Below are 20,653 nucleotides of genomic sequence, written 5' to 3' on the forward strand. Positions count from 1 at the left end.
ATACGGCATCATCTTAAACGTTCAACCATTCAAATGTCTAGACATTTAGATGATTAAAGGATAAAGTTGAGTTAATCAACGTATCGATAAACCTATGATCGTGACAATCGCCTCATTCAAGGGCGGAGTCGGAAAGACAACTACAGCACTACACTTGGCAGCTTACCTGCAAACCAAAGCGCCCACGCTTTTGGTAGACGGCGACCTTAACCGCAGTGCTTTGGATTGGGGTGCGCGGGGTTCTCTCCCGTTCAAAGTGGTGGATGAAAAGCAAGGCGTGCGATATGCCAGGGATTACGAGCACATCGTGATAGACACGCCTGCCCGACCAGACCCCGACGAACTCAAAACTGTAGCTGAAGGTTGTGACTTGCTGATTTTGCCGAGTTCTCCCGATGCGATGGCCCTCACCGCGATGCTGCAAATGGTGGAAGCTTTGCATTCCCTAAACTCGAATTACCGCATTTTGCTCACCCTCATCCCACCCGCTCCTAGCAAAGTCGGGATGGAGTCTCGCAGAACAATCGAGAAAGCCCAGTTACCGATATTTAAAGCTGAGGTCAGGCGGCTAGCAGTATTTCAAAAAGCAGCGCTCGCCGGGGTTCCTGTAAGTGCTGTTAAAGATGCCTACGCCAAAGCTGCTTGGGGTTGTTATGCCGCTGTCGGCAAGGAGATATTGCCATGAGCCGCTTTGATGATTTGTTAAAGGCAAAGAAACTCAAACCTGGCGAACCTGATATCGCCCCTGCACCCGCTCCCGCGTTACCCAAAAGCAAAGACCCCAACTTTGTCAGGGCTACTGTTTATCTGCCCAAACAAATGCACCGCGACCTCAAATCTGCTGCCGCACAGTCAGGTGAAGAAATCAGCGAGCTGGTTGAAAAGTCCGTCGCTCAATACCTCCAGCAACTTAGTGCAAACAAAAATGTTTGAACATTTGAACATTTGAATATTTGAATGTTTGAATGTTGCGACTTTTTTCTCTTATTTGCAGCAGTTACCTTTTCCGTCAATCGCTGCATTCTTGAGTCCGTGTACTGTTGGGTGCGTATGTTGGTAAGCTGGCACTGGACTCATAAGGGAGCGGTGCAGCATGAAGAAAATATGGCAGTTGGGGGCGATCGCTCTGATTTTGGGGATGATGGCTGGCTGCAATCTGACATCAGCCCCACCATCTTCACTGCCGCGAGTTTCTCCTAAACCAAGAGTGCAGAAACCCACAACGCAGCCACCGATCGCTTCGGCAACCAACAACCGCAATTTGCTCCTGGGCAATCCCAGCAATGCAGCTCCCAGTGTTGCCAGCAACATCGACAACTACCTGATGGTGAAGCCCCAGTACGTGCTTTCCTACAACAGCAAAACTAAGACCGCTAACTGGGTTTCGTGGCAACTGAACCGCTCTTGGATTGGAGCAGCAGATCGCCAGGACAATTTCCGCCCCGATGATGCCCTCCCCACGACTTGGTACAAAGTGCGACCAACAGATTACACCGGAAGTGGCTATGACCGGGGACACATTGCACCCAGTGCCGATCGCACCCGCAACGAAGCGGATAACAGCAGCACATTTCTGATGACCAACATGATGCCTCAAGTACCAGAAGTTAACAGAGGCGTGTGGGGTGATTTGGAAGAATATTGTCGCGAGTTGGTGGCACAGGGCAAGGAACTTTACATCATTGCGGGGCCCGTGGGAAGGAAAGGCAGCATCGGCAGGAAGGAGAAGATTGCAGTACCGGCTAGAAATTGGAAAGTTATCGTTGTATTAGACCGACAAGGATTGGGGATGCAGGGAATTGACGCAAATACCAGGACGATCGCTGTGATAATGCCCAACGATGCCAGCGTCAAAGGTTCGGGATGGAGAAGCTTTCGAGTTTCCGTGGCGAGAGTTGAGAAGGAAACAGGGCTGAACTTCTTATCTAATCTGTCGCCCCAGGTTCAGCAGGTGATTGAAAGCAAAGTGGACAGTCAGTAAAGAAGGGATACAACTTTTATCAAGTATACTTTTTTGCGTGAGACTTTTAACCAACTGCATTAATATTTGCCATTAGGAATCCGTAAGAAAGGATGAATAGAATAAACTTGATTAGCCAGTTAACCCTAAAATTATATTTTCTGTCTAGGTAAGACCAGATGGGAGGAAAAACAATTAGGAACATAATAAAGGTAGCTATAATGCCCATCTGGAATGGCTTGCCCTCTGTGTAAGAGAAAAATAATAAAATTCCTATTACAACCAAACAGTAAAGAGAAGCAAGCCAACTAAATACTGTGCCGATCGTGCTCATATTACAACGTCTGTTCCTGGCTCTAATTATGGTTCTTATGTAACTCAATGGTTAACAAACAATCATAGTTCACCCTGTCTGTTGCGATCAAGTCTCGACCAGTTTCGTAGACAGCCCCGCCACTCCGCCACCGTCCGTCACCCCGACGATGTACGCATCAATCTCAATGCTGCCCACTCGGTAAACTTGCAACTGCGATAGGTTCTGCTTCAACACGCTGACCAAGTTCTGAAACCGCTTCACTGTTTCCCGTTCTTCTTCATCGTGCCAATCTTCTTCTTGGGTGGCGGCATCAAAGAACTCATCGACTGTTACTACTTCGACTGAAGCATCGGGTGAATGTTCGGTGAGTTGCAAGAGTTTCGGCGGGGTTAGCTCTCCCTGTGCCGGCCAATGAATGACCTCGAAGGGGGCATCGGTTTCGCTTGCGAAGAGTAAGCCCTCGGAAGCTTGTTGGAGTTGGGTGGCGATCGAGTCGGTCATAGTGGCGGTTGATTAGCTGAAAACAAGGCAAGTTAGAGATTTTAAGAATTGGTTGAGTTGGCGAACGCATCCATCAACGCTGGCTGGATAATCTTACACAAGTGTAAACCATCGCTGTCTGTAGGGTTGAGTATTCTAGCAATTCTAAAACCATCCTGATGTGGCAACCAAGCTCTAGTACATGAGTAGAATTGGTCCAGCTTGGATGTATGCTGGAGTTTTACCAGACTTGTCGAAGCACGATGATGCGATGGCTCAGGTGGCGTTTGACGAGGTAGCGCGAACGACGGATAGCCTCAAAGAAAGTGGAATTCGTCAGGTTCGTTCACCAGTTGCGAGTGCAGTAACTTCAGGGCTGATAAAGCGTCTGATTTACTCCTATTATTCTTTACCATGAAAATTAGAGGAGCTAGCAGTATGACAGCAAAGATTTTATGTCCGGGATGGGACAATCTCTCTAACGAGCAAAAACAGCTTACAACAAAATGGATCGAGTCACTCATTAGCTTTAGAATAACTACGACCCAATTATCTGATTCTCTTTTTGACAAAGTTTCAGATAACACCTTAAATCCAATAGATAATAATGCAATCAAAAACTTTCAGTTTGAGGTGGTAGACTCTTCAAGTACGTCGGAAGGAATTAATATTAAAAGAATTATTCCACCAGGAGTATTTGATATACCAGACCGCCCCGATGACGCTATTCCTCAATTAGTATGCCTAGTTAATTGCTGGAGAAACGGTCATCCTGACTGTGACAAAAAGTGTAGTGAAGTAGGCTGATAATTCAGTAGCTTATCATTATTTAAGAAATGCAACGGCCACATGATGTAGGGTGGGCAGGAACCTGTTTTGATTTTGCTGTTTTACAAGGAATAGATTTTACTAGGATAAACCTTGAAAAATCAAAGTTCCATAAGGTTAATTTTGGAATTAAAGTGGGCTGGCAAGTTTTCTTGCTTTTTGCGACACTAATGTTAGCTAGCTTAGCTGGTTGTTTCCTAGGAGCAGGGAGCTTACTAGCAACGGGATTGTTGACGAAATCTTCATTACCTTATGGGGTTTCAGTTTTACTTTCTTTAAGTATCGCATTATTTAGTAGTATACGAAAAAACTTTGTTCTGGGAACTATTATAGGTATAGGAGCCTTGCTGCCACTTCTATTATTATCGATCACTCTGCCTTCCCCAACGAATAGCCTTGACATAAGTGTTCCTTTCTTTTTAGGTTCTGGAGCCATAGTATTAGTTTCAATAAGTATAGAGATAGCCACTTTATCGCTAATTTTATTGAGAGTTTCACTAGCCTCTATTGTGATAGCTACTGTAAGTACATTTCTCCCGATGCTTGCAGTAACTATTATAAGTGTACCCATAACCAAAGTAATGCCGATCGTAATTGTAACTATTGCAATTCCCTGCTATCTTAGCTGGAAAGCACTCACTTGCAGTCCCGGTTTTCTCTGGAGGCTGCAAGCAGTAATAGCAATAGTTACAAAAGGAGGAAATTGCTTTAAGGAAGCCAATTTAACTGATGCAGACTTTACTGGTGGAACCCTTAAGTTTTGCGACTTCCGAGAAGCTAACCTTACTCGTACTCGATTCTATCAAGTTAAAGAACTGAAGTATGCTCGTCTCGACAATACCTACCTGGCAAATCCCAAAATTCGGCAACTGGTCGTCACGCTTGACGGACGAAATCAAAACTTTGATGGCTTGAATTTGGAAGGGGTGAATCTGCAAAGGGCAAATCTACAAGATGCCAGTTTTATTGGAACAAACCTCAACAGCGCTAACTTACGGAATGCTGATTTGTCCAGAGCTATCCTGAAGCAAGCGCAACTCGACGGTACAGATATGACGGGAGCAATTCTCACGGGAGCTTGTATCGAAGATTGGGGGATAACAGGTAGCACCAAACTAGAGGACGTGCAATGCGACTATGTATTCATGCGCCTGGAAACCAAAGATAATCCCAACCGATTGCGGAAACCGGATAACTGGGGGGAAACCTTTGCTCAGGGAGAGTTTGCAGATTTCATTAAACCCTACGTGGATACTCTAGATTTGTACCACAGTCAGGATATTGACCCTCGCGCTATATCCATTGCACTTAAAAACTTATCCACCAACCATCCAGAGCAAGAGCTACGGTTTGTGGCGATCGAACGGCGGGGCAACAATGGCTTGAATCTCAGGTTTACAACTGCACCAGGAGCCGACAAATCAGAGTTAAGTCATCAGTATTTTAGAGATTACGCTCGAATCAAAAAAGAATTGCCGCTTGCCGTTCAGCTAAAACTGGCCGAACAAGATGGTGAAATCCGTACACTTAAGGATACAATTGAGCAGTTTATTCAGACAGGTACACATCAATCTAAGATTCAAGCAGAAACAATTCAAATCATTAAAGGAGAAGTAGTAATGGCTCAGAATAAGGGAATCAACATTCGTTCGGGCGGCGGCAGCATTGGAGACATCAGCGGGTTAGTTGGCGGTGATGGAGTCGTTAATTTGGGCACGATTAGCGGCAACGTGACCAACACTCTCAATCAGTTGCCCGAGTCCTCGGAAACCAATGAACCCAACATCAAAGAACTCCTCACACAACTCCAACAAGCGATCGAAAATGACTCCGATCTATCCGACCCCGACAAAGCGGATTTATTAGAGCAGGTGCAAGCTTTAGCAGAAGCTAAGCAAACAGAGGAACCTGCTAAAAAAGAAGGGCTGACACGGAAAGCGAAAAAGATGTTTGAGGCAACATTGAGCAGTTTGCCCCAGACTGCCAGTATTGTAGAGGCGTGCACCAAGTTATTGCCCATGATTTTGAAGGGATTGGGGTTGCCTGCATAACGTTGCAGTATTTGCAGGCATAGTGGAAGATATCGCTATCCGGCTCATGGATATTCAGGATGTCTATCCCGATGATGCCATTCAACAAACTGCTGAAAGATTGCTGATAAGCGTGCAAAATAGAGCTTTGAAACTCAAATAAGTCATCTAGCACTGGTAAAAGGCTGGAGTGATGAACTGCCAGTTAATTGCTACAAAAACTTGGATAGAGTTTACTTTCTGTCCAAGTTGTTCCGTGTCATCCGTTCTAGCGCATCTTATTTACAAACCGCTTTAATAACACTCAGCTCTGCTGGGTCACTAACTTTTACAGCTACGGGATATGCACCACCTGTTAGAGTGTCTGGGGAATAGGTTGTAATTTGCTTGTTGTTTTTATCATAGATGTCAATGTTCAATATACTACGGACTTTGGTTTCACAGTTTACAGAATTTAAAATTAATAACGAAAAAGCTCCTTTAGGTGCAAAACAAGTAGTTTTACCACTGGCACGACCGCCACAGCGCGATTCATTAATAGCAAAATCGTAAGGGCAAGGGCATCTTTCTCCGTGATAAGGACGGCGTAGAGGCATTTCGCTATTATTGACCGCTACTTGGGGGAATATCCTTGCAGAAGTATAAAACTTTTGCGGTTTACTGGAGCTCAGGGAGGCAATGTCTAAATAATTGGCTATTTGGTCTTTATCTGTAATTATTTTGAGCCATTTTGGTTTTTGCTGGGCTATTGAATAAGTATTGGTAGTCAATAAAAACAACCACACACCAAACACGGTTAAACTAATTCTGAGTTGGAGCATTTTATCTGCATAAAGAAAGAGATTTAGCGAACACCTACTTGCAGTATACAGAAATTTCCCGACCAAAAATATTTATTGGGAAAGAGGTTGGCATTGAGAAATCAACAGCAATAGGAGTTGCACTTCGTACTGCTCCAGAAAAAAAGATGAGGTTTCCATCAAAGTAATTGAGGTAATGGTTGAGGTACTACACATACGCTATCGATCGCCCTCAATTTCCTTCAACTTCCACCACCAACTCATACACCCTCAAACTCGGATGTTCGCCAATCAACCGCCAGCCATATCCTTCAACCGTTAGGGTAGGTCGCACTCCTTGGCGGTACAGGAATATCGGCTCGTTTCTCATCAATGCCGTGAATATCTCCCGCTCTCTGTCTTTGCCATCATCCCAGATGAGGTGAGCTTTACTGAAGTAGCCAGCGCCCATCAAACTAGCAAAGAGCCATTCCATGAGAGCTTGCTGCTCGTCTTGGTTAAGCGTGGATTCATTGTAGGTGTCGATTATGGGTGTTTTGGATTTGGGCTTGAGCGATGCGATGAGGGCGGTGGCGAGGTTGAGGTACTTTTTCATTGGTCGGTAGAAATGCGTATACTTCTTAGTATGCGATGGTGCAGGAACTCAAAGATAAAGCTTAATCTTAGCTGTACTAAATCCTGGTTTTTGGTGGTCAAACTTGGAAGTTCGATCGATTGGGATTACAGGTCAAGATTTTTGTTGTTTCCAATAGGCTAGAGATTTATCTAGCGCTTCACTCGCTAGTAAATCTCCTTTTTGAGCTAAACTCGCTAGAGCATTTTGAGCTGCATAACGTGTTTTTGCAATGTTACCCATCGAGCTTTTGGAGAGTGCTGCGATAGCAGCTAAGTCGCCATGACCGATATCGCCCAGTTTTGTCAATATCTGAGCGCCAGTTCCATCATAATTGCCCCCGCTATACCACTGCTGCAATACATCTAAAACCTCGGATACAGTTGTGGCAACTTCAAGACGAGCCAAAATATAATTATCTTCATCACCGCCGTAACTCATATTTGTTTCCTCTATTTGAATTAATTGGTAGTTGCAGGTAACTGAATAACACGATTGGGTGGATGCTAGATTTTACTATTTAGAGTTGCAAGTGCTCCCTTTACTCAGGGTTATCGTAGGTTATGACCGTCATCGGTACGACGAGTGGTTGGTTGTTAATAACATCAATTCGATATGTTACTTCGCTAGTTCGAGAAGGACAGCAGAGGCCATCTCGCGGGGTGTAGCGAGAAAACAGAGCCTTCAAGCGAGGAGGAGTTTCGATATTCGTTTGAATTAAAGCGCCATCGAATCTGCTGTGCATTACATTGGGAGCAATTGTTCCCGCAAATACGCCGTTAACGAAAACAAATTGCTGGTATCCCATAGGGCGACACATTCCATCGTAGCTAGTCTGCCCTCTCACCAGTACTACACCTCCCGCACTTTGAGTCTCGCCCCGTACCTTAAATACAACCCACCCTGCTGCTTTCACGGCTCGTTCTTCTGGAGTTGAAGGATTGGGGATTTGCTGCTTGCAGTGGACTGTATTTGGGGGGGTAAGGTTAGTAGCTGTGGGAATTGATGCTGCGGGAGTATTCCAATTCGGTCGAGGCCTCTGTTCCAGCCAGAAAGCGCTAGGCGGGCGACTCGAAACTGCTGTAGTGGCGGCTAATGGATTAAGTGCCAGCGCTAAACCAAGTGCAAGTGTTTGAGTTTTCATTTAATTATTTTGTAGTTTAAGTGGCGGTTTCTAAATTTACAAGGAGCGAAATTCCCCAGGGTTGGCTGTCCTCAGTTTATCAAATTAGTGGCTATACGGTAAAATTTGAATAAAAAGCAATATAATCTGTTCATATCAGGAGAGTAGGGCAGTAAATACAACAATCTACACACTACACTTTGAATCAATTCCTCAACTCGATCACTTTTATGAAAGGTGACATTATTATCCATCATCAACACCTGTTCTCTCACAAGTGTTAGCAGTGAACCTGTTTAAAGCCGAATATCAAAAACTGTTCGATTACACGCTCTAACGCGAGTAAAAGGGGCGGCGGAGGTTCGGACAAAACAGATTGGCGGGGTTGTTGCAGATCACAGAAACTATTTCTCACTCGGCAACAATCATTTTTGGGCTTCTCAGAAAAATTGAAGTTTGCTCAATTCGCTGTTGCTCTCTTGTAAATTAGCTGTTGCTTTCTTGTGAATTAGTTGTTGCTTTCTTGTGAATTAGCGGTAAAAGTAGGTTAAAAAACTGCGATATCTGTGCCTATTAATGCCAAGAATTGTTTGGCAATTTTAATGCTGTTACCTGGGTAAAAGTGATTTCACCAATGACCACTTTACTATCTTTAGACCGAGATGAAATCTTCAGAACCGATGAGATTGGGAGCAACACCTATCAAAGAAGCTAAAACTTGACCACTGCTGGCTACTGTAACTAATGTGCGGTCAGTTCCCGGCGAAATTGCTAGCTGTCCGAAAGTCAAGCCATTGATTAATTGCATAGTATCTTGAGAGTTGGTGAAATCAGAGATTGTATCAACTCCCAATCCCGCACCTAAAACAAATACATCGTTGCCCGCGCCGCCAACGAGAATATCGTTTCCCAAACCGCTGTTGAGGGTGTCAAAACCTTTGCCGCCAGACAGGTTGTCGTTGCCACCCCCGCCAGACAGGTTGTCGTTGCCCCGCAAACCGTTGATGATATCGTTGCCGTTGGTGCCAGTCAGGATGTCGTTGCCGTTGGTGCCGTTGAGGTTGTTATCAGGAGAGTTATTGTCTGGAGTGTTACCCATGTCAAAAACAAAGACATCGGGGATATTGTTAGTATCGCCCGGCACGAAGTTGGAGGCAGCAGAATCAAATGCTACTCTCCGCCCATTTGCAGAGATGGAGGGAGCGAAGGACCCGTTGTTCCCCTGGTTGCCTGCTGAGTCTACAGATACGCGGGTGGTAGTATTCGTCAACAAGTCCCGCACGAAGATGTCTCGGTCATTGTTAGTGTCCCCCGGCACGAGGTTGGAGGCAGTAGACTCAAACGCTACAAACCTCCCGTCGGGCGAGATGGAGATATTGGGTCCGAAGGTACCGTTCGCCTGATTGCCTGCTGAGTCAACTGAGATGCGGGCAGTGGTATTCGCAAGCGTGTCGCGCACGAAGATATCGTTTGTATTGTTAGTGCCCCCCGGCACTAGGTTTGTGGCAAAAGAAGAAAATGCCACAAACCTTCCGTCTGCTGACATGGAGAGAGTGTCGGAGGTACCGTTTGCCTGATTGCCTGCTGAATCTACAGATACGCGGGTGGTGGTATTGGCTAGCGTGTCGCGCACGAAGATGTCGCTTCTATTGTTAGTGTCCCCCGGCACGAGGTTGGAAGCACTAGAATGAAACGCCACAAACCGCCCGTCGGCTGAGATGGAAAAGTATAAGGAATCGCTGTTCGCCTGATTACCTGCTGAGTCCACGGAGACTCGGGTAATTGTATTGGTTAACAAGTCCCGCACAAAGATGTCGCTGTTATTGTTCGTGTCTCCCGGTACGAGGTTGGAAGCAAAAGATAGAAATGCCACAAACCGCCCGTCGGCTGAGATAGAGGCGCCCAGGGATAGGTCGTCCGCCTGATTACCTACTGAGTCTACAGACACGCGAGTGGTGGTATTGGCTAACATATCCCGCACAAAGACATCAGAGTCAGCGTTAGTGTCCTTTGGCACGAGGTTTGTAGCTTTAGAATAAAACGCCACAAACCGCCCGCCGGCTGAGATGGAGGCGGTGGACGAATCCATGTTCCCCTGATTGCCTGCTGAGTCCACCGAGACGCGAATGGTGGTATTGGCTAGCGTATCGCGCACAAAGATATCGTCGCTAGCATTAGTGTCCCCCGGCACTAGGTTGGAAGCTGCAGATACAAACGCCACAAACCGCCCGTCGGGCGAAATGGAAGGAGAGCCAAGGAAAATTGAGCTTTGATTGCCCTGATTGCCTGCTGAGTCAACAGAGACGCGAGTAATATTCATAAACCCTGATAGTTCAATAGTCCGAACTGTTTTTATTTCGTAGTCTGAAACCCTCGGTTTTCCATTGGTAGCTCGATTGCCTTGGAGCCTAGAAACCCTTATTTTACGGCGGGTAATCAAAAACTATCCCAAGTATTGATATTTAAGGGTACCACTTGAGAGATTCCCTGCGATCGCACCGCAATTGGAGCTATTTACACTTTATGCCCTAACCGCTTTGGCTGTTGCTATACTATCGCCTTGGCATTGTAAATCTTAGCCCGTTAGTAATCTGGCGAATGTGTTCCTTGTTAGCCGACAAAATGAGGTGATTGTAGTTTGCCCCATTCAGGCGAATTGGTGTGGGATAGCGGACAATGAGCGTTGCTATTCTTTCCATAGCCGGGTCTTGATCGGAGGAAGGCAAAATTAAACAGGCTGGGCGACCCTGGATTTGTAAACTCTGCACCTGGGGACGAGTACCATAGGGATTTAGTCTATGATTCAGTGCATCATTACAAACTTTTTGAATCGTTGACGGCGACGGTGACGACAACCCCATTATCTGGAAAAATCCATCAGCAGCACTGAAGCGTTCTTCATAGCCCTTGGTAGGTCGCCAATTGCTGGGGTAGTTCAAGCTAACACCATACGTCGAATTCTTGTATTGCTTTGTACTGGAAGCAGGTTTACGTGAAACTTGATTTTGATCAACTGATGGGGAAAGCTGGCTGCTACTGCTAGCTGGGGAGAGTATTCCCGTTAGTGCCACAAAGGTGAGAAGTCCTAAGCTACACAAGAATGACGATCGATAAACAATGTTTTTCATAAATTTTCTCGAAATGCTCTAGAGGGCTTATGCAAACAACTAGAAATCGCGCTTTTTTCAAGGACTGTTTAGTTATTTAACAATCTCTGTGAATTGGAACAATGTCGAACTGTTACTGATACCTTTCGCTCGCATTTACCTATATCCGGTTTTTATAATAGCATTTCCTGTTTTTGGCAGCTTTATGGCTTTAGGGGATTGAGCAGCTTTTCAAAGAAAGAATAAGCAAAGAAACGGGCCCTAGAGGATGCGGAGATGGTGTAGGAACTCTAAAGGCTGCTATTCCATAACGGTATTTTTGTTACCGAATGCTTCCCAGTAGCGTTGATGTGCATTTTTAAGATTTTCAATGGTTATGGGATATCCATTATCGAGAGTAAGAGTGAAGCTTTGGTACCGTGTTTGCACCAGCCCTGCAACGCATCTTATTGTAAGGATGTTGTTTTGATTTTGTGTGGCTGACAGAATTTCCGGTTCATAGGTAGCAATCGTCAACAATTCTTGAGTCCATTCCTCATCGGTAAAATTCTGATACTCGAAAATATCACACCTATCCAGTTGTACAATAATTGCGTTTCCATTTTTGCTAAACATATGACGGAGATACTCAATTTCAATAATGAGGAGTCGCGTATCGTGTCGAGGTGCTGCAATCTTGGCAATCGTTCCATCATGCAGAAGGTTCCATAAACTGAGTGTCATAGTAGCATTCAAGATATTTCGCATTGCTCAAGAGAGGTTCCGACTCAGACCCAATAACTATGAACGAGTAATTCTTATAGTCTGGGGGTTAGCCAGGTTTCGGGTCGAGCGTTAAAAATCTGTCTCTAAACAATGGTTAAGTTGGCTCTCTTAATTTTCCTAACCGCCACAACATCAGGTGAATCATTGCTCCATAAATCATGGCTTGACTCATCTCTGGTAACACCTCATAGTCTTTAATTAAACGCCGATAGTAATTCCCCCCAAAAGGTTAGTTCAACAATTAGAAATGGGAGAGGGAGCTGCGTAGTTCGAGCCTTGCACGGGTCAATCCGCTCCAAGTGAAAGTGAAGGGGGAGAACCTTAATCTCTCCCATGTCATGTGATAAATGACTAAAGTTTTACTACCTAGTGAAGTTAGCTATTTTTTTCTCTAATTCCTCTGCTCCTTTTTGCAGCATTGCTAGCTGAAATTCAAATCGATCCATATTTGATTCGGGGATGGCTGATTGTTCCTCTATGGTTTCTAACTTTAAAATACCAAATTGCAGCAGTTTTACTTCCCGAACGGTTGTCCCCACCACTGCCAGCATTCTTTGTTGAAAGGCGATCGCCATTTGTAGATAAGCTCCGATTCTAACTGTAACCGCTGTTTCCGATTGCTCGGCGCTCCGTACCAAAAAGCTATGGCTACAGCCACATCCAAGGAATAACGCCGATGCAGTTCAATGTAGTTGCCAATGTAGCTATGACAATCGTGGCTCATCCATCTTTGTTTGGGGGTACGCTCTGTTTCTCCTACATACAGCAGCAAGGGGAGTTCGTTGTCGATAACGAAGTAGAGGCAAGTACGATCGCCCCAATCCGGTTTCTCACAAAATGAGAGATTGTGCAATTGTAGGGCAAATGGGTTTATGTTGTTGGGGTCACAGGGGTTTGGTGGGAGCTCGAATAGACTTCCCTGTCGCGGTTGTTGTGGCGCACTTTCAGATTTTTGGTAGTCAAGGATGCGCTGTTTCCAGCTCTCTAGAGCCTCACCACTCATCGTTAGTTGAGGAGATTTAGCATAGCTGGGTTTGGGTTGAAAGTCCGGGAATAGTTCGAGTTGCTGCACGGATTCAAAAGATTAGTTGGGCGAGCGTGGCGGTGATGAAAATTATAGTTGAGAAAGCTGCTGCTACATTAACTTTTCCGTCTCCACCGCAGCCAAACGAGCTTGGAGTACGAGTAAGTTTACCTGGTCGATACCGATACTAAAAGTCATAGATTTCAGAGTTTTGGGAATGTATGTACTTAACTGATTCTCCACTTGGCTCGAACATACCACTAAATCAAATCCTTGAAGTCCGGCCACATTGTTTTGAACGCATTCTAGGGTAACGGCTTTTGATTCTACGTGATGCACGTTATATTCGACAATGTGCTTCATTGCTTCGCTGCTGCTTTGTTCCACGCATACAAACAATAGCTTGGCATTGCGGGGAAGCGATGAAATATGAGTCAATAAGTGCATATCGGGTTGCACTTCAATGCCTATTACTTCCTTATTGGGGTCGGCTATCTGAGCAACATCCCACAGGTTTTTGATGGTTGTTACTATTAAATCTGCTGATAATAGTTGTTCTAATACTGATGGTTCTTGAGCTTGTAACTGCGTCCAAGGAATCGATACCAGAGCTAATCCTGTTGCTGCTTCCAGACAAGCACGGATATTGATAGTATCGGGGTAGAAGTTCACGAATGCTACATTGATTTGATGGCGATCCACCAACACGGCTTGAGCGTAAGCTGCTGCTGAAAACTCTGATGCGGTTAACCCGTATTGAGATGCTGAATGAAAGGCTTGACTGAGCAAGTCGTAGAAGGTTTTACGGGCAACCATCTGTCTGGTGAGGGGAGAATCGGCAATAACCGTTTTTTTACCTCGGTTGCCTACAAAATATCCCAGAGCAATCAATTCGTTATACACCTGTGCTACCGTGGTGTGATTCACTCCTAAGTATTTAGCTAACTGGATAATTGATGGTAACTGTTGATTGGGTTTGAGATTCCCCCGCGCAATCAATAACTTAATTTGTTCGCTGATTTGAGCGCCAATGGTGATAGGCGAAGCCGTATCCACAACAATGAGGGATAAAACCGGGTCTGTCATACAAGTGGGCATAGTTCTTTCTCATATTATTAATTTATACTTTACTCATTAAGAGCCACTACTAGAATAGAGAGTATGGCTAATAATTCCCTGCCACCTGTTGTTGCACTAATTTAGTTGAAACATCCATAACCTACCGACATACACTCCATTAAACCATAAGGGTTGGGAATGACGCTCGATGATGCGACCGTCCCGGAGTTGAACTTTTTCATTAATCTCTAGGTTGGTTTGTTCGTAAATTTCCGTCATATCCTTGAGAAACAATTGCGGGTTATCAAATTGCTCGGATACAAACTCTAATGCGAGTTGGTCTGATAGCGACCGGACAATAAGTTCGGGTAAATTCCAAATTCTCAGCAAGTTGGGAGTGACTCCTACCATTTGCCGGTGGTTGTTGACTATTAATATGCCCGCATTCTGTTGATGTTGTAGTCGGTCTGAAATTGACAGCATCAGAAATTCTCAACTAACAAATCTCTACTATCTCGCTCCCCATTGTTAGAAACCCAGGAGTCTAGCTTATGAATTAGCTTAGCGCATTTTATCGCACCTTTGATACGTGTTTGCAGCAAAAATACTGATTGACTTGCATTATAATACTGGTATACCATAGTAAGCACATATTTTATTGCCATAATTTCTAAAGAGAGGATTCCAAAAATGAAGTGGTTATTGGATTTGGGAGCCAAGTACCGCCAGAACCTGCTTTCTGGGTCTTTTTACAAGCAGCTAACCGCTGCAGAGCATCCCGATGATGTTCGGGGTTGGGTCAGGCAACTGTACTATCAATCGAGCGATTTTACTGCAGCACTCGCCATGCGCTATACGATGTGCCGGGACTTTCGGTATCAACGATGTTTCGCGCACCACGCCACGGAAGAAGTAGACCACGCCTCGCTGCTGCTCGATTGGATGCACAAACACGATTTCTTACAGCCGGGAGAAAACCCGGCTTCCACAGCTCCTACCCTAGAAACGCAGTTGGTGAGCGCCTACTGTTTCCGGTCAGTGTTGCGGGAGTCATACGAGCATCAAGTCATTGCCATGAATCTCATTTCCGAGGGCGTGAGTTTCGATTTCTTTTCGGCGGTCATTCCCGCGTTCGCGCGCTTGGGACTCAAAACAAACCGCTACTGGACGGTGCACCGCGAAATCGATCAAGAACACTTGGCAATGGGAATTGACCTCATCCCCCAGTGCGATGAAGATTCCGCATTAGGAAAAGAGTACAGCCGCATTGCTTGTGAAACTAGCGTGCTGTACGGTCGGATGCTGAGTTCTTGGTGTAGTATCGCCGACAAGGACAATCAGGAAACACCTTCGCTCGCTCAATTGGTGGCAGCAAGAAGGTAGCGGGCGCCTGATGAAAAAGCAGCTTAATAATGGTGGCGAGAATCAAGCAGCGTCACCATTTTCAGTGTCGCAGCGCCTCCCCTGAAGTTGGTTTCGCTAAAAATTGATCGCGCTAACCTTGTTCTTCGATTCTCTCAAGCGCCTTGCCACTAACAGCATGGCTTGGTTTTCTTCAGTCTCGTCTTTTAATTCGGACAGAGCACGTTCAATCCTTAAGAGCGGGTGCTCTTCTCTCTCCCTTTTCTTCCTCTCCAAGTCATTTTGAGAGGTGATGATGCTAACCACCTGGGCGCACTCGCTGCGCGGCCGCAACCGGGCAATCACCTCCATGCACCGCCACAGCAAGTCGCTGCTGAGATCCTGCTTTCCCTGCCGCACTTTGCTCCAAGTCTGCCGCGCAATACCGCTTAGTTGAGCTAAATCTGTGCCGTGAATGTCCGCCTGTTCTTCACAAAGCCACCTCAATAAAGGTGATACGGGTTCAGTCATTGTAAATATTTATTACATAGCTGTCGCCTATGGGTGACAGAGGGGATAATTTGTCAATGATTGGCGAATCGATTGACTCATAGGATAACTCAAAGTTAACACATCGGTCACGCAGAAAAGAACACGGGTTCAAAAAAAACAAACCCTCTTTGAAAAGAAGAGGGCTCAAAAATTATTAATAAGGAATTCCATCATGACAGATTCTTCGGAAAACAGCAACACCCCCGCTAAAGATGGCAGTTTGTTGAGGTTTTGGGAGCAGGAGGTGTTGCCCCGACTCACTGCCGATTTGGTGTACGACCATCCCTCGCACGCTTTTCAGCGCAGCGCCCAGAAGTGGCGGGGAGGTAGTCCGTTTCGCAAAAGCAAGTCGGGCACTTCGTTTGCCGTGTGGCCCGATACTCTCCGCTTCTACGATGCGGGGTGCGAGTTTGCAGGCGACCCCCTTGCCTACATCCACAGCATCAAGGTAAACCGGTGGGAGCATCCCAAGGGCATTGATTGGGTAGAAGCGCTGCGGGAAGCAGCATCGAAGGTGGGAGTCACGCTGCCCAAACGCGAACACGCTCCCAGGGAAATCGAAGTAGCGGCGAAGTGGGAAGCGCGCCGGGGGATATTGGCTGCGGTGTACGCTCAGTGCCGGGATTGGCTGTGGAGCGAGGCGGGGACGGGCGCTCTCAACCACTTGATTGCGGAAAGGGGCATGAGCCGAGAAGCGATCGCCGAGTTGGGGTTGGGCTACTACCTGAGCAAGGATGAAGTTGCAGCAGCGCTCAAAGCACAAGATTACAGCTTAGAAATTGCGGAAGAAGCGGGCGTGTTGACCCGCAAGTGGGAAGGATACGTTACTTTTCCCTGGCACACGGCATTGGGTCAACCGCTTACGGTGTACGGTCACTGTCCCACCAAGCCCCTGCCCCTCAAAAAGCATCACCGGGGGTGGAAGGGCGAGAGAGATGCGGCTTATCGAGCTTGGGGAAAACTCTCGGAAGCTCAAAAGATAGAGCAACCTTGGGTCGAACCGACCATGCCTAAGAAATATGCTTGCTGGAATCCCAAGGATGAGGAAGGGGCGTGGTTGGCAACGAAGGAATCGCCGCTTTACTTCGATCGAGCTTTGGCGGCAGGTCACAAAGAAGTAGTGGTGGTCGAAGGTGTTACTGATGCAGCGGTGGCTCAAGCATTGGGAGATACGAGAGTTGTGGCTTGTGTAGCCGCTAGCTTATCGGGAGAACAGGTGCAGTCGCTGCGGCGTTCTGGTATCGAGAGAGCGGTGATTTGCCTAGACCCGGATAGCGCGGGGGATAAGGGTATCGAAAGCTGCATCAAATCTTTGCTGCTGGCAGGAATTGCACCCTACGTAGCTCCCCGATTGCCGGTGGGTGAAGACGGCGACGGCGACCCGGATAAATTCATTAGCCGCAACGGCATCGATGCTTGGTTGGAACACACCCACTTGGAAAAAGCTCAACACGGCTTGAGGTGGAAAGCGCAACAAATAGCTCGCTTGTCGGGCAACACCGATGCTGACAAACAGGCAGTGCTCCTAGAAGCGACCAAATGGGCAACCAATATTAAGGATGCAGCGGCGCTCAACATATTCTATTGGCCGACAATTGGTGAAACTCTGGGAAATTCCCCGCCCCCTTGGTTGCTGGAATTTGGTAAAGAATTGGGTGCGGGCAATCAAGATTATTCAGAGCAAGTAACCAAGTGTCCAGACCGCAAGCGAGATGCGTTTTACCGCAGCCTGTGCGACAAGTTGGGCCTCGATTTCAACTACTACACCAGGGGACGCACTTTCGACGACTTTGCGGTGAGGAAGGTATTCGGAACGAATTATAAAGCCATCAACAGCGCCATGTATCAATACACCGGGGCGGGGTGGTGGCAGCGGCAGGACGAGAAGCGCTGCGAACACATGATTGCAACGTGCAGCGAAAAGGTGTTCAAACTCCATCAAGTGAGTAAGTGGGAATGGGAAGAAACGTTTCCTTTCTCCAGTGAAAGCTGCACCAACTCCGCATTCAAGTACGCATTAAAGCGCCTTTACCTAGAGCCTCCCCCCAACCGGCACTTTAGAGCATTTAAGAACGGCACCGTGGATATGAGAACGGGAGAACTCCTGCCCCACGACCCCGCTCACTACCTCACTTCGGCCATTGAATCGGATTACGTCCGCGATCGCCCCTGCCCCGATGTTTTCCTGAACTTCATCACCTCCGCTTTTGGGGAAGACCAACTGGATGCAGTGAGAGCTTACACTTCGATGCTCATCGACCCTACCGCACCCTACGGCAAGTTTATTCACATCATCGGGCCTTCGGGTTCGGGTAAGGGAACTCTGCTCAGGCTCTGGGGCGAAATCTTTGGGTTGGAGGATTCGCACTCTGGGGACTTTGCAGAATTGAGCAATCCCGAATCGCGGCACCAACACCTGACCGGTAAATCTTTGTACACCATTCCCGACACCGGGGGCTACATCACCGGGATTCGTCCGTTTTATGAATTGGTAGACAACGGTCAACTTTCGGGGAGGAGCCTTTATTCATCCTGCGGATACACCAAAGAATGGAACTGCCGTTTTGTTGCTGCTTCCGTTGGCCACCTCCAAATCGAGAATGCGGGCGATGGCTGGGATAGGCGGTGTTTGCCGCTGCTGTCCAAAGGGCGGGAAGGATTAGAAGACCCCTATTTGCGCCATAAACTCTCTGCCGTGAAAGCGGATATCGTATCTTGGGCGTTGGCAATGCCTAGAGTCGAACGCGATGGCCTGCTGCTGCAACCTTCCAAAAACAACCGCATCCGCCTTGCCAAACTTGATGCAGCTACCTACGGCGACCCGATACGCAGCTTCATTGATTTGTGCTTGCGACCGACTGATGCTCCTTCCACCATCCAAAACCACGAACTCCATAGTTGGTTCATTGCTTACTGCAAAGCGCATGGTTACTCAGACAACCGGGGCATGAGCAAGTTCATAGCTCACCTCAAAACAGTAATCCCCCAACACCACGTACCCCGACACCGCCAAGATGGCGAGTTACACCCTGCTCACTGGAGTCACATGACTCTATTACCAGGTGTCATGGTCGATGTTTCACTCACTGAGGATGCTTCTAACGGCTACCAAGGTAAACCAAACCCACAACCCCCTGAACCAGAGTGGCGATGTGCCAAATTCCTCTGCTCTGAAGGTGGTTTATTAGCTTTTGAAGAATGGAACGAACAACAAAAGAGGGAGCCTCTTACACCTGATTTTAATCAACAAGGCGATCAGGGTACAACGAGGGGTGACACCATACAGTCTACCTTGATCAGCAAAGATACCACACAAACTCAAGGGTTTGAGGGTAGTGATCAAGGTGATCAGGGTGATCAGGGTACTACTCCTTTAAAAAATGAAGGGGCGAGGGTAGTTCCTACGCAACAAGACACACCCCTTAAGAAAAGAGGTGAGGAGTTATCGTCTACCCTGATCACCCCGATAGGTGCTAATCAAACCCATACGCCACAAGGAAACCAGGATGTGATCAGGGCAGATTCAAGTACCCACATCAACCCTGATTACCCCGATCGCTTGCTCAGCATTGATGAATGGGTATCCAAGCTTTCGGAAGCAGCCAACCGAGATGGCACAACCTATGAAGCGGTGAAGGGATTGGGTGTACCGAATCACCAGCGCCCTGAAATCTTTGCTGCACTGACGCCCTCCGTGAAAGAGCGGCTTAAGGGATTGAGGGAAGAGTTTGAGAGGCGGATTCCCCAGGATATCGAGAAGTGGAGGAAGGCAATAAAAACTTGGTTGGCTTTAGATGTAGATGCCCTGAACCATCAATGGCAACAGTTTGATTTATGGAGCCAGTGTTTGTTAGGTATTGGTAACTGGGTGGAAAGAATCGATAAATCGGGGCTATTTGACTTAGGAGCATCGGTGTACGCCCAAGCACTTGAATTAGCTAGTGAGAAATCGGAAGCTCTTGAAGATTTGGCAGTAACAAATACCGAACTAGAAATCACCAATTCTGAACCCAAGCAACTCAATTTATTACCAGATGCTCAACCGCCTTCAGAGCATCAAAGCAGATTTTCACCCAAGTCGGAGGATTGGTTTTAATCATGAATAAACAATGCCCGAATTGCGCTTCCCTTGATATTTATCGCCATCATCCCCATAGTTTGGAGGTTTGCTGCGACAACTGCAACCACCGATGGCAAGCAAAGCAACTTTTGGCTCCAATTCTTCGGGATAAGTTCTGGCTCAGCAAACCATTGAAAGGCTGGCACTATGTCGAAGTGTGGCGCTCAACAACAACTAACTCTCAAAAGTTCGCTTATCGGTTGGCTTATAGTGCTTCCCTTTTTGGTGAGTTCAAGGGTGAATTCGATACACCAGACTTAGCTTTAGAAGCGGGAATCCAGGATGCTAAGGGATTGCTGACTTTGCCGACAACCTGATTTTATTTGGTGGTTTTCTTTTCTTACAAAAAGGAAGTACAACCCATGATGCGAACGCTTTCACTTTTCAGCGGCATAGGTGGTTTTGAGTTAGCTGCTGCTGCCGTAAATTGTTTCACCGTTAAACAGTTTGTAGAAATCGATGAGGATGCTCAATATGTACTCCGACAGCACTATCCCCACATCCCGATTCACAGCGACATCCGAACTTTTAGCGC

General features: G+C 46.7%; 23 protein-coding genes. 10 read left to right on the forward strand and 13 right to left on the reverse strand.

All coding sequences use genetic code 11. From position 1 onward, the window contains the following. Positions 1-94: 94 nt before the first annotated feature. From QUA38_RS00915 to QUA38_RS00925, 3 genes are all read left to right on the forward strand, one after another. On the forward strand, positions 95-685 hold the full coding sequence (locus QUA38_RS00915) for a ParA family protein (protein WP_333158369.1): 591 nt from the start codon (positions 95-97) through the stop codon (positions 683-685). Next, a complete protein-coding gene (locus tag QUA38_RS00920; RefSeq protein ID WP_333158371.1) occupies positions 682-933 on the forward strand; it encodes a hypothetical protein in 252 nt (83 codons plus the stop codon). Before QUA38_RS00915 ends, QUA38_RS00920 begins: the two co-directional genes overlap by 4 nt. A gap of 160 nt (positions 934-1,093) precedes the next feature. After that, positions 1,094-1,981, forward strand: coding sequence for a DNA/RNA non-specific endonuclease (locus tag QUA38_RS00925; protein ID WP_333158373.1), 888 nt, complete (start codon positions 1,094-1,096; stop codon positions 1,979-1,981). Between the two features lie 400 nt (positions 1,982-2,381). Here the strand turns inward: QUA38_RS00925 and QUA38_RS00930 are convergent, their stop codons facing one another. After that, a complete protein-coding gene (locus tag QUA38_RS00930) occupies positions 2,382-2,777 on the reverse strand; it encodes a nuclease A inhibitor family protein (RefSeq protein WP_333158375.1) in 396 nt (131 codons plus the stop codon). A gap of 181 nt (positions 2,778-2,958) precedes the next feature. Between QUA38_RS00930 and QUA38_RS00935 the strand changes: the two genes are divergently transcribed. From QUA38_RS00935 to QUA38_RS00945, 3 genes are all read left to right on the forward strand, one after another. Beyond that, entirely contained in the window at positions 2,959-3,174 is a 216-nt protein-coding gene (locus QUA38_RS00935) for a hypothetical protein (protein ID WP_333158377.1), read from the forward strand. 20 nt (positions 3,175-3,194) lie between these two features. Continuing rightward, positions 3,195-3,563, forward strand: a complete 369-nt coding sequence (locus QUA38_RS00940; RefSeq protein WP_333158379.1) for a hypothetical protein — start codon at positions 3,195-3,197, stop codon at positions 3,561-3,563. A gap of 602 nt (positions 3,564-4,165) precedes the next feature. After that, positions 4,166-5,635 carry a pentapeptide repeat-containing protein gene (locus QUA38_RS00945; RefSeq protein WP_333158381.1) on the forward strand — a complete coding sequence of 490 codons (1,470 nt, stop codon included), beginning with the start codon at positions 4,166-4,168 and terminating at the stop codon, positions 5,633-5,635. Between the two features lie 257 nt (positions 5,636-5,892). On the opposite strand, the gene QUA38_RS00950 is transcribed toward QUA38_RS00945, so the two are convergent. From QUA38_RS00950 to QUA38_RS01000, 11 genes are all read right to left on the reverse strand, one after another. Continuing rightward, on the reverse strand, positions 5,893-6,435 hold the full coding sequence (locus QUA38_RS00950; RefSeq protein WP_333158383.1) for a hypothetical protein: 543 nt from the start codon (positions 6,433-6,435) through the stop codon (positions 5,893-5,895). 211 nt (positions 6,436-6,646) lie between these two features. Then, positions 6,647-7,009 (reverse strand): hypothetical protein, encoded by a 363-nt coding sequence (locus tag QUA38_RS00955; RefSeq protein WP_333158385.1) that lies wholly within the window; start codon positions 7,007-7,009, stop codon positions 6,647-6,649. Positions 7,010-7,141: 132 nt separating this feature from the next. Further along, positions 7,142-7,468, reverse strand: coding sequence for a hypothetical protein (locus QUA38_RS00960; protein ID WP_333158388.1), 327 nt, complete (start codon positions 7,466-7,468; stop codon positions 7,142-7,144). A gap of 100 nt (positions 7,469-7,568) precedes the next feature. Further along, entirely contained in the window at positions 7,569-8,171 is a 603-nt protein-coding gene (locus QUA38_RS00965) for an LppP/LprE family lipoprotein (RefSeq protein ID WP_333158390.1), read from the reverse strand. Positions 8,172-8,802: 631 nt separating this feature from the next. Then, the gene (locus QUA38_RS00970; RefSeq protein ID WP_333158392.1) at positions 8,803-10,470 is read right to left on the reverse strand and encodes a calcium-binding protein; all 1,668 of its coding nucleotides are present in this window, start codon (positions 10,468-10,470) and stop codon (positions 8,803-8,805) included. 232 nt (positions 10,471-10,702) lie between these two features. Then, positions 10,703-11,278 carry a hypothetical protein gene (locus QUA38_RS00975; RefSeq protein WP_333158394.1) on the reverse strand — a complete coding sequence of 192 codons (576 nt, stop codon included), beginning with the start codon at positions 11,276-11,278 and terminating at the stop codon, positions 10,703-10,705. A gap of 279 nt (positions 11,279-11,557) precedes the next feature. After that, positions 11,558-11,980 (reverse strand): hypothetical protein, encoded by a 423-nt coding sequence (locus tag QUA38_RS00980; protein WP_333158396.1) that lies wholly within the window; start codon positions 11,978-11,980, stop codon positions 11,558-11,560. 404 nt (positions 11,981-12,384) lie between these two features. Next, the gene (locus tag QUA38_RS00985; protein WP_333158398.1) at positions 12,385-12,564 is read right to left on the reverse strand and encodes a hypothetical protein; all 180 of its coding nucleotides are present in this window, start codon (positions 12,562-12,564) and stop codon (positions 12,385-12,387) included. Further along, positions 12,537-13,094: a GIY-YIG nuclease family protein gene (locus tag QUA38_RS00990; RefSeq protein ID WP_333158400.1), complete on the reverse strand. Its 558-nt coding sequence runs from the start codon at positions 13,092-13,094 to the stop codon at positions 12,537-12,539. Before QUA38_RS00990 ends, QUA38_RS00985 begins: the two co-directional genes overlap by 28 nt. A 63-nt stretch (positions 13,095-13,157) precedes the next feature. Further along, entirely contained in the window at positions 13,158-14,144 is a 987-nt protein-coding gene (locus tag QUA38_RS00995) for a GntR family transcriptional regulator (protein ID WP_333158402.1), read from the reverse strand. Positions 14,145-14,240: 96 nt separating this feature from the next. After that, a complete protein-coding gene (locus QUA38_RS01000) occupies positions 14,241-14,588 on the reverse strand; it encodes a hypothetical protein (RefSeq protein WP_333158404.1) in 348 nt (115 codons plus the stop codon). Between the two features lie 207 nt (positions 14,589-14,795). Between QUA38_RS01000 and QUA38_RS01005 the strand changes: the two genes are divergently transcribed. After that, entirely contained in the window at positions 14,796-15,488 is a 693-nt protein-coding gene (locus tag QUA38_RS01005; protein ID WP_333158406.1) for an iron-containing redox enzyme family protein, read from the forward strand. Positions 15,489-15,584: 96 nt separating this feature from the next. Here QUA38_RS01005 and QUA38_RS01010 read toward each other — a convergent pair whose 3' ends face one another. Beyond that, a complete protein-coding gene (locus tag QUA38_RS01010; RefSeq protein WP_333158408.1) occupies positions 15,585-15,977 on the reverse strand; it encodes a hypothetical protein in 393 nt (130 codons plus the stop codon). Positions 15,978-16,170: 193 nt separating this feature from the next. Between QUA38_RS01010 and QUA38_RS01015 the strand changes: the two genes are divergently transcribed. The 3 genes from QUA38_RS01015 to QUA38_RS29235 form a co-directional block, all read left to right on the forward strand. After that, the gene (locus tag QUA38_RS01015; protein WP_333158410.1) at positions 16,171-20,094 is read left to right on the forward strand and encodes a toprim domain-containing protein; all 3,924 of its coding nucleotides are present in this window, start codon (positions 16,171-16,173) and stop codon (positions 20,092-20,094) included. 2 nt (positions 20,095-20,096) lie between these two features. Further along, positions 20,097-20,435 carry a hypothetical protein gene (locus QUA38_RS01020; RefSeq protein WP_333158412.1) on the forward strand — a complete coding sequence of 113 codons (339 nt, stop codon included), beginning with the start codon at positions 20,097-20,099 and terminating at the stop codon, positions 20,433-20,435. A gap of 48 nt (positions 20,436-20,483) precedes the next feature. Further along, positions 20,484-20,653, forward strand: a 170-nt coding sequence (locus QUA38_RS29235) for a DNA cytosine methyltransferase (RefSeq protein ID WP_445305015.1), incomplete at its 3' end; no start/stop codon positions are given.

Source organism: Microcoleus sp. Pol12B4 (assembly GCF_036701385.1).
GTDB lineage: Bacteria > Cyanobacteriota > Cyanobacteriia > Cyanobacteriales > Microcoleaceae > Microcoleus.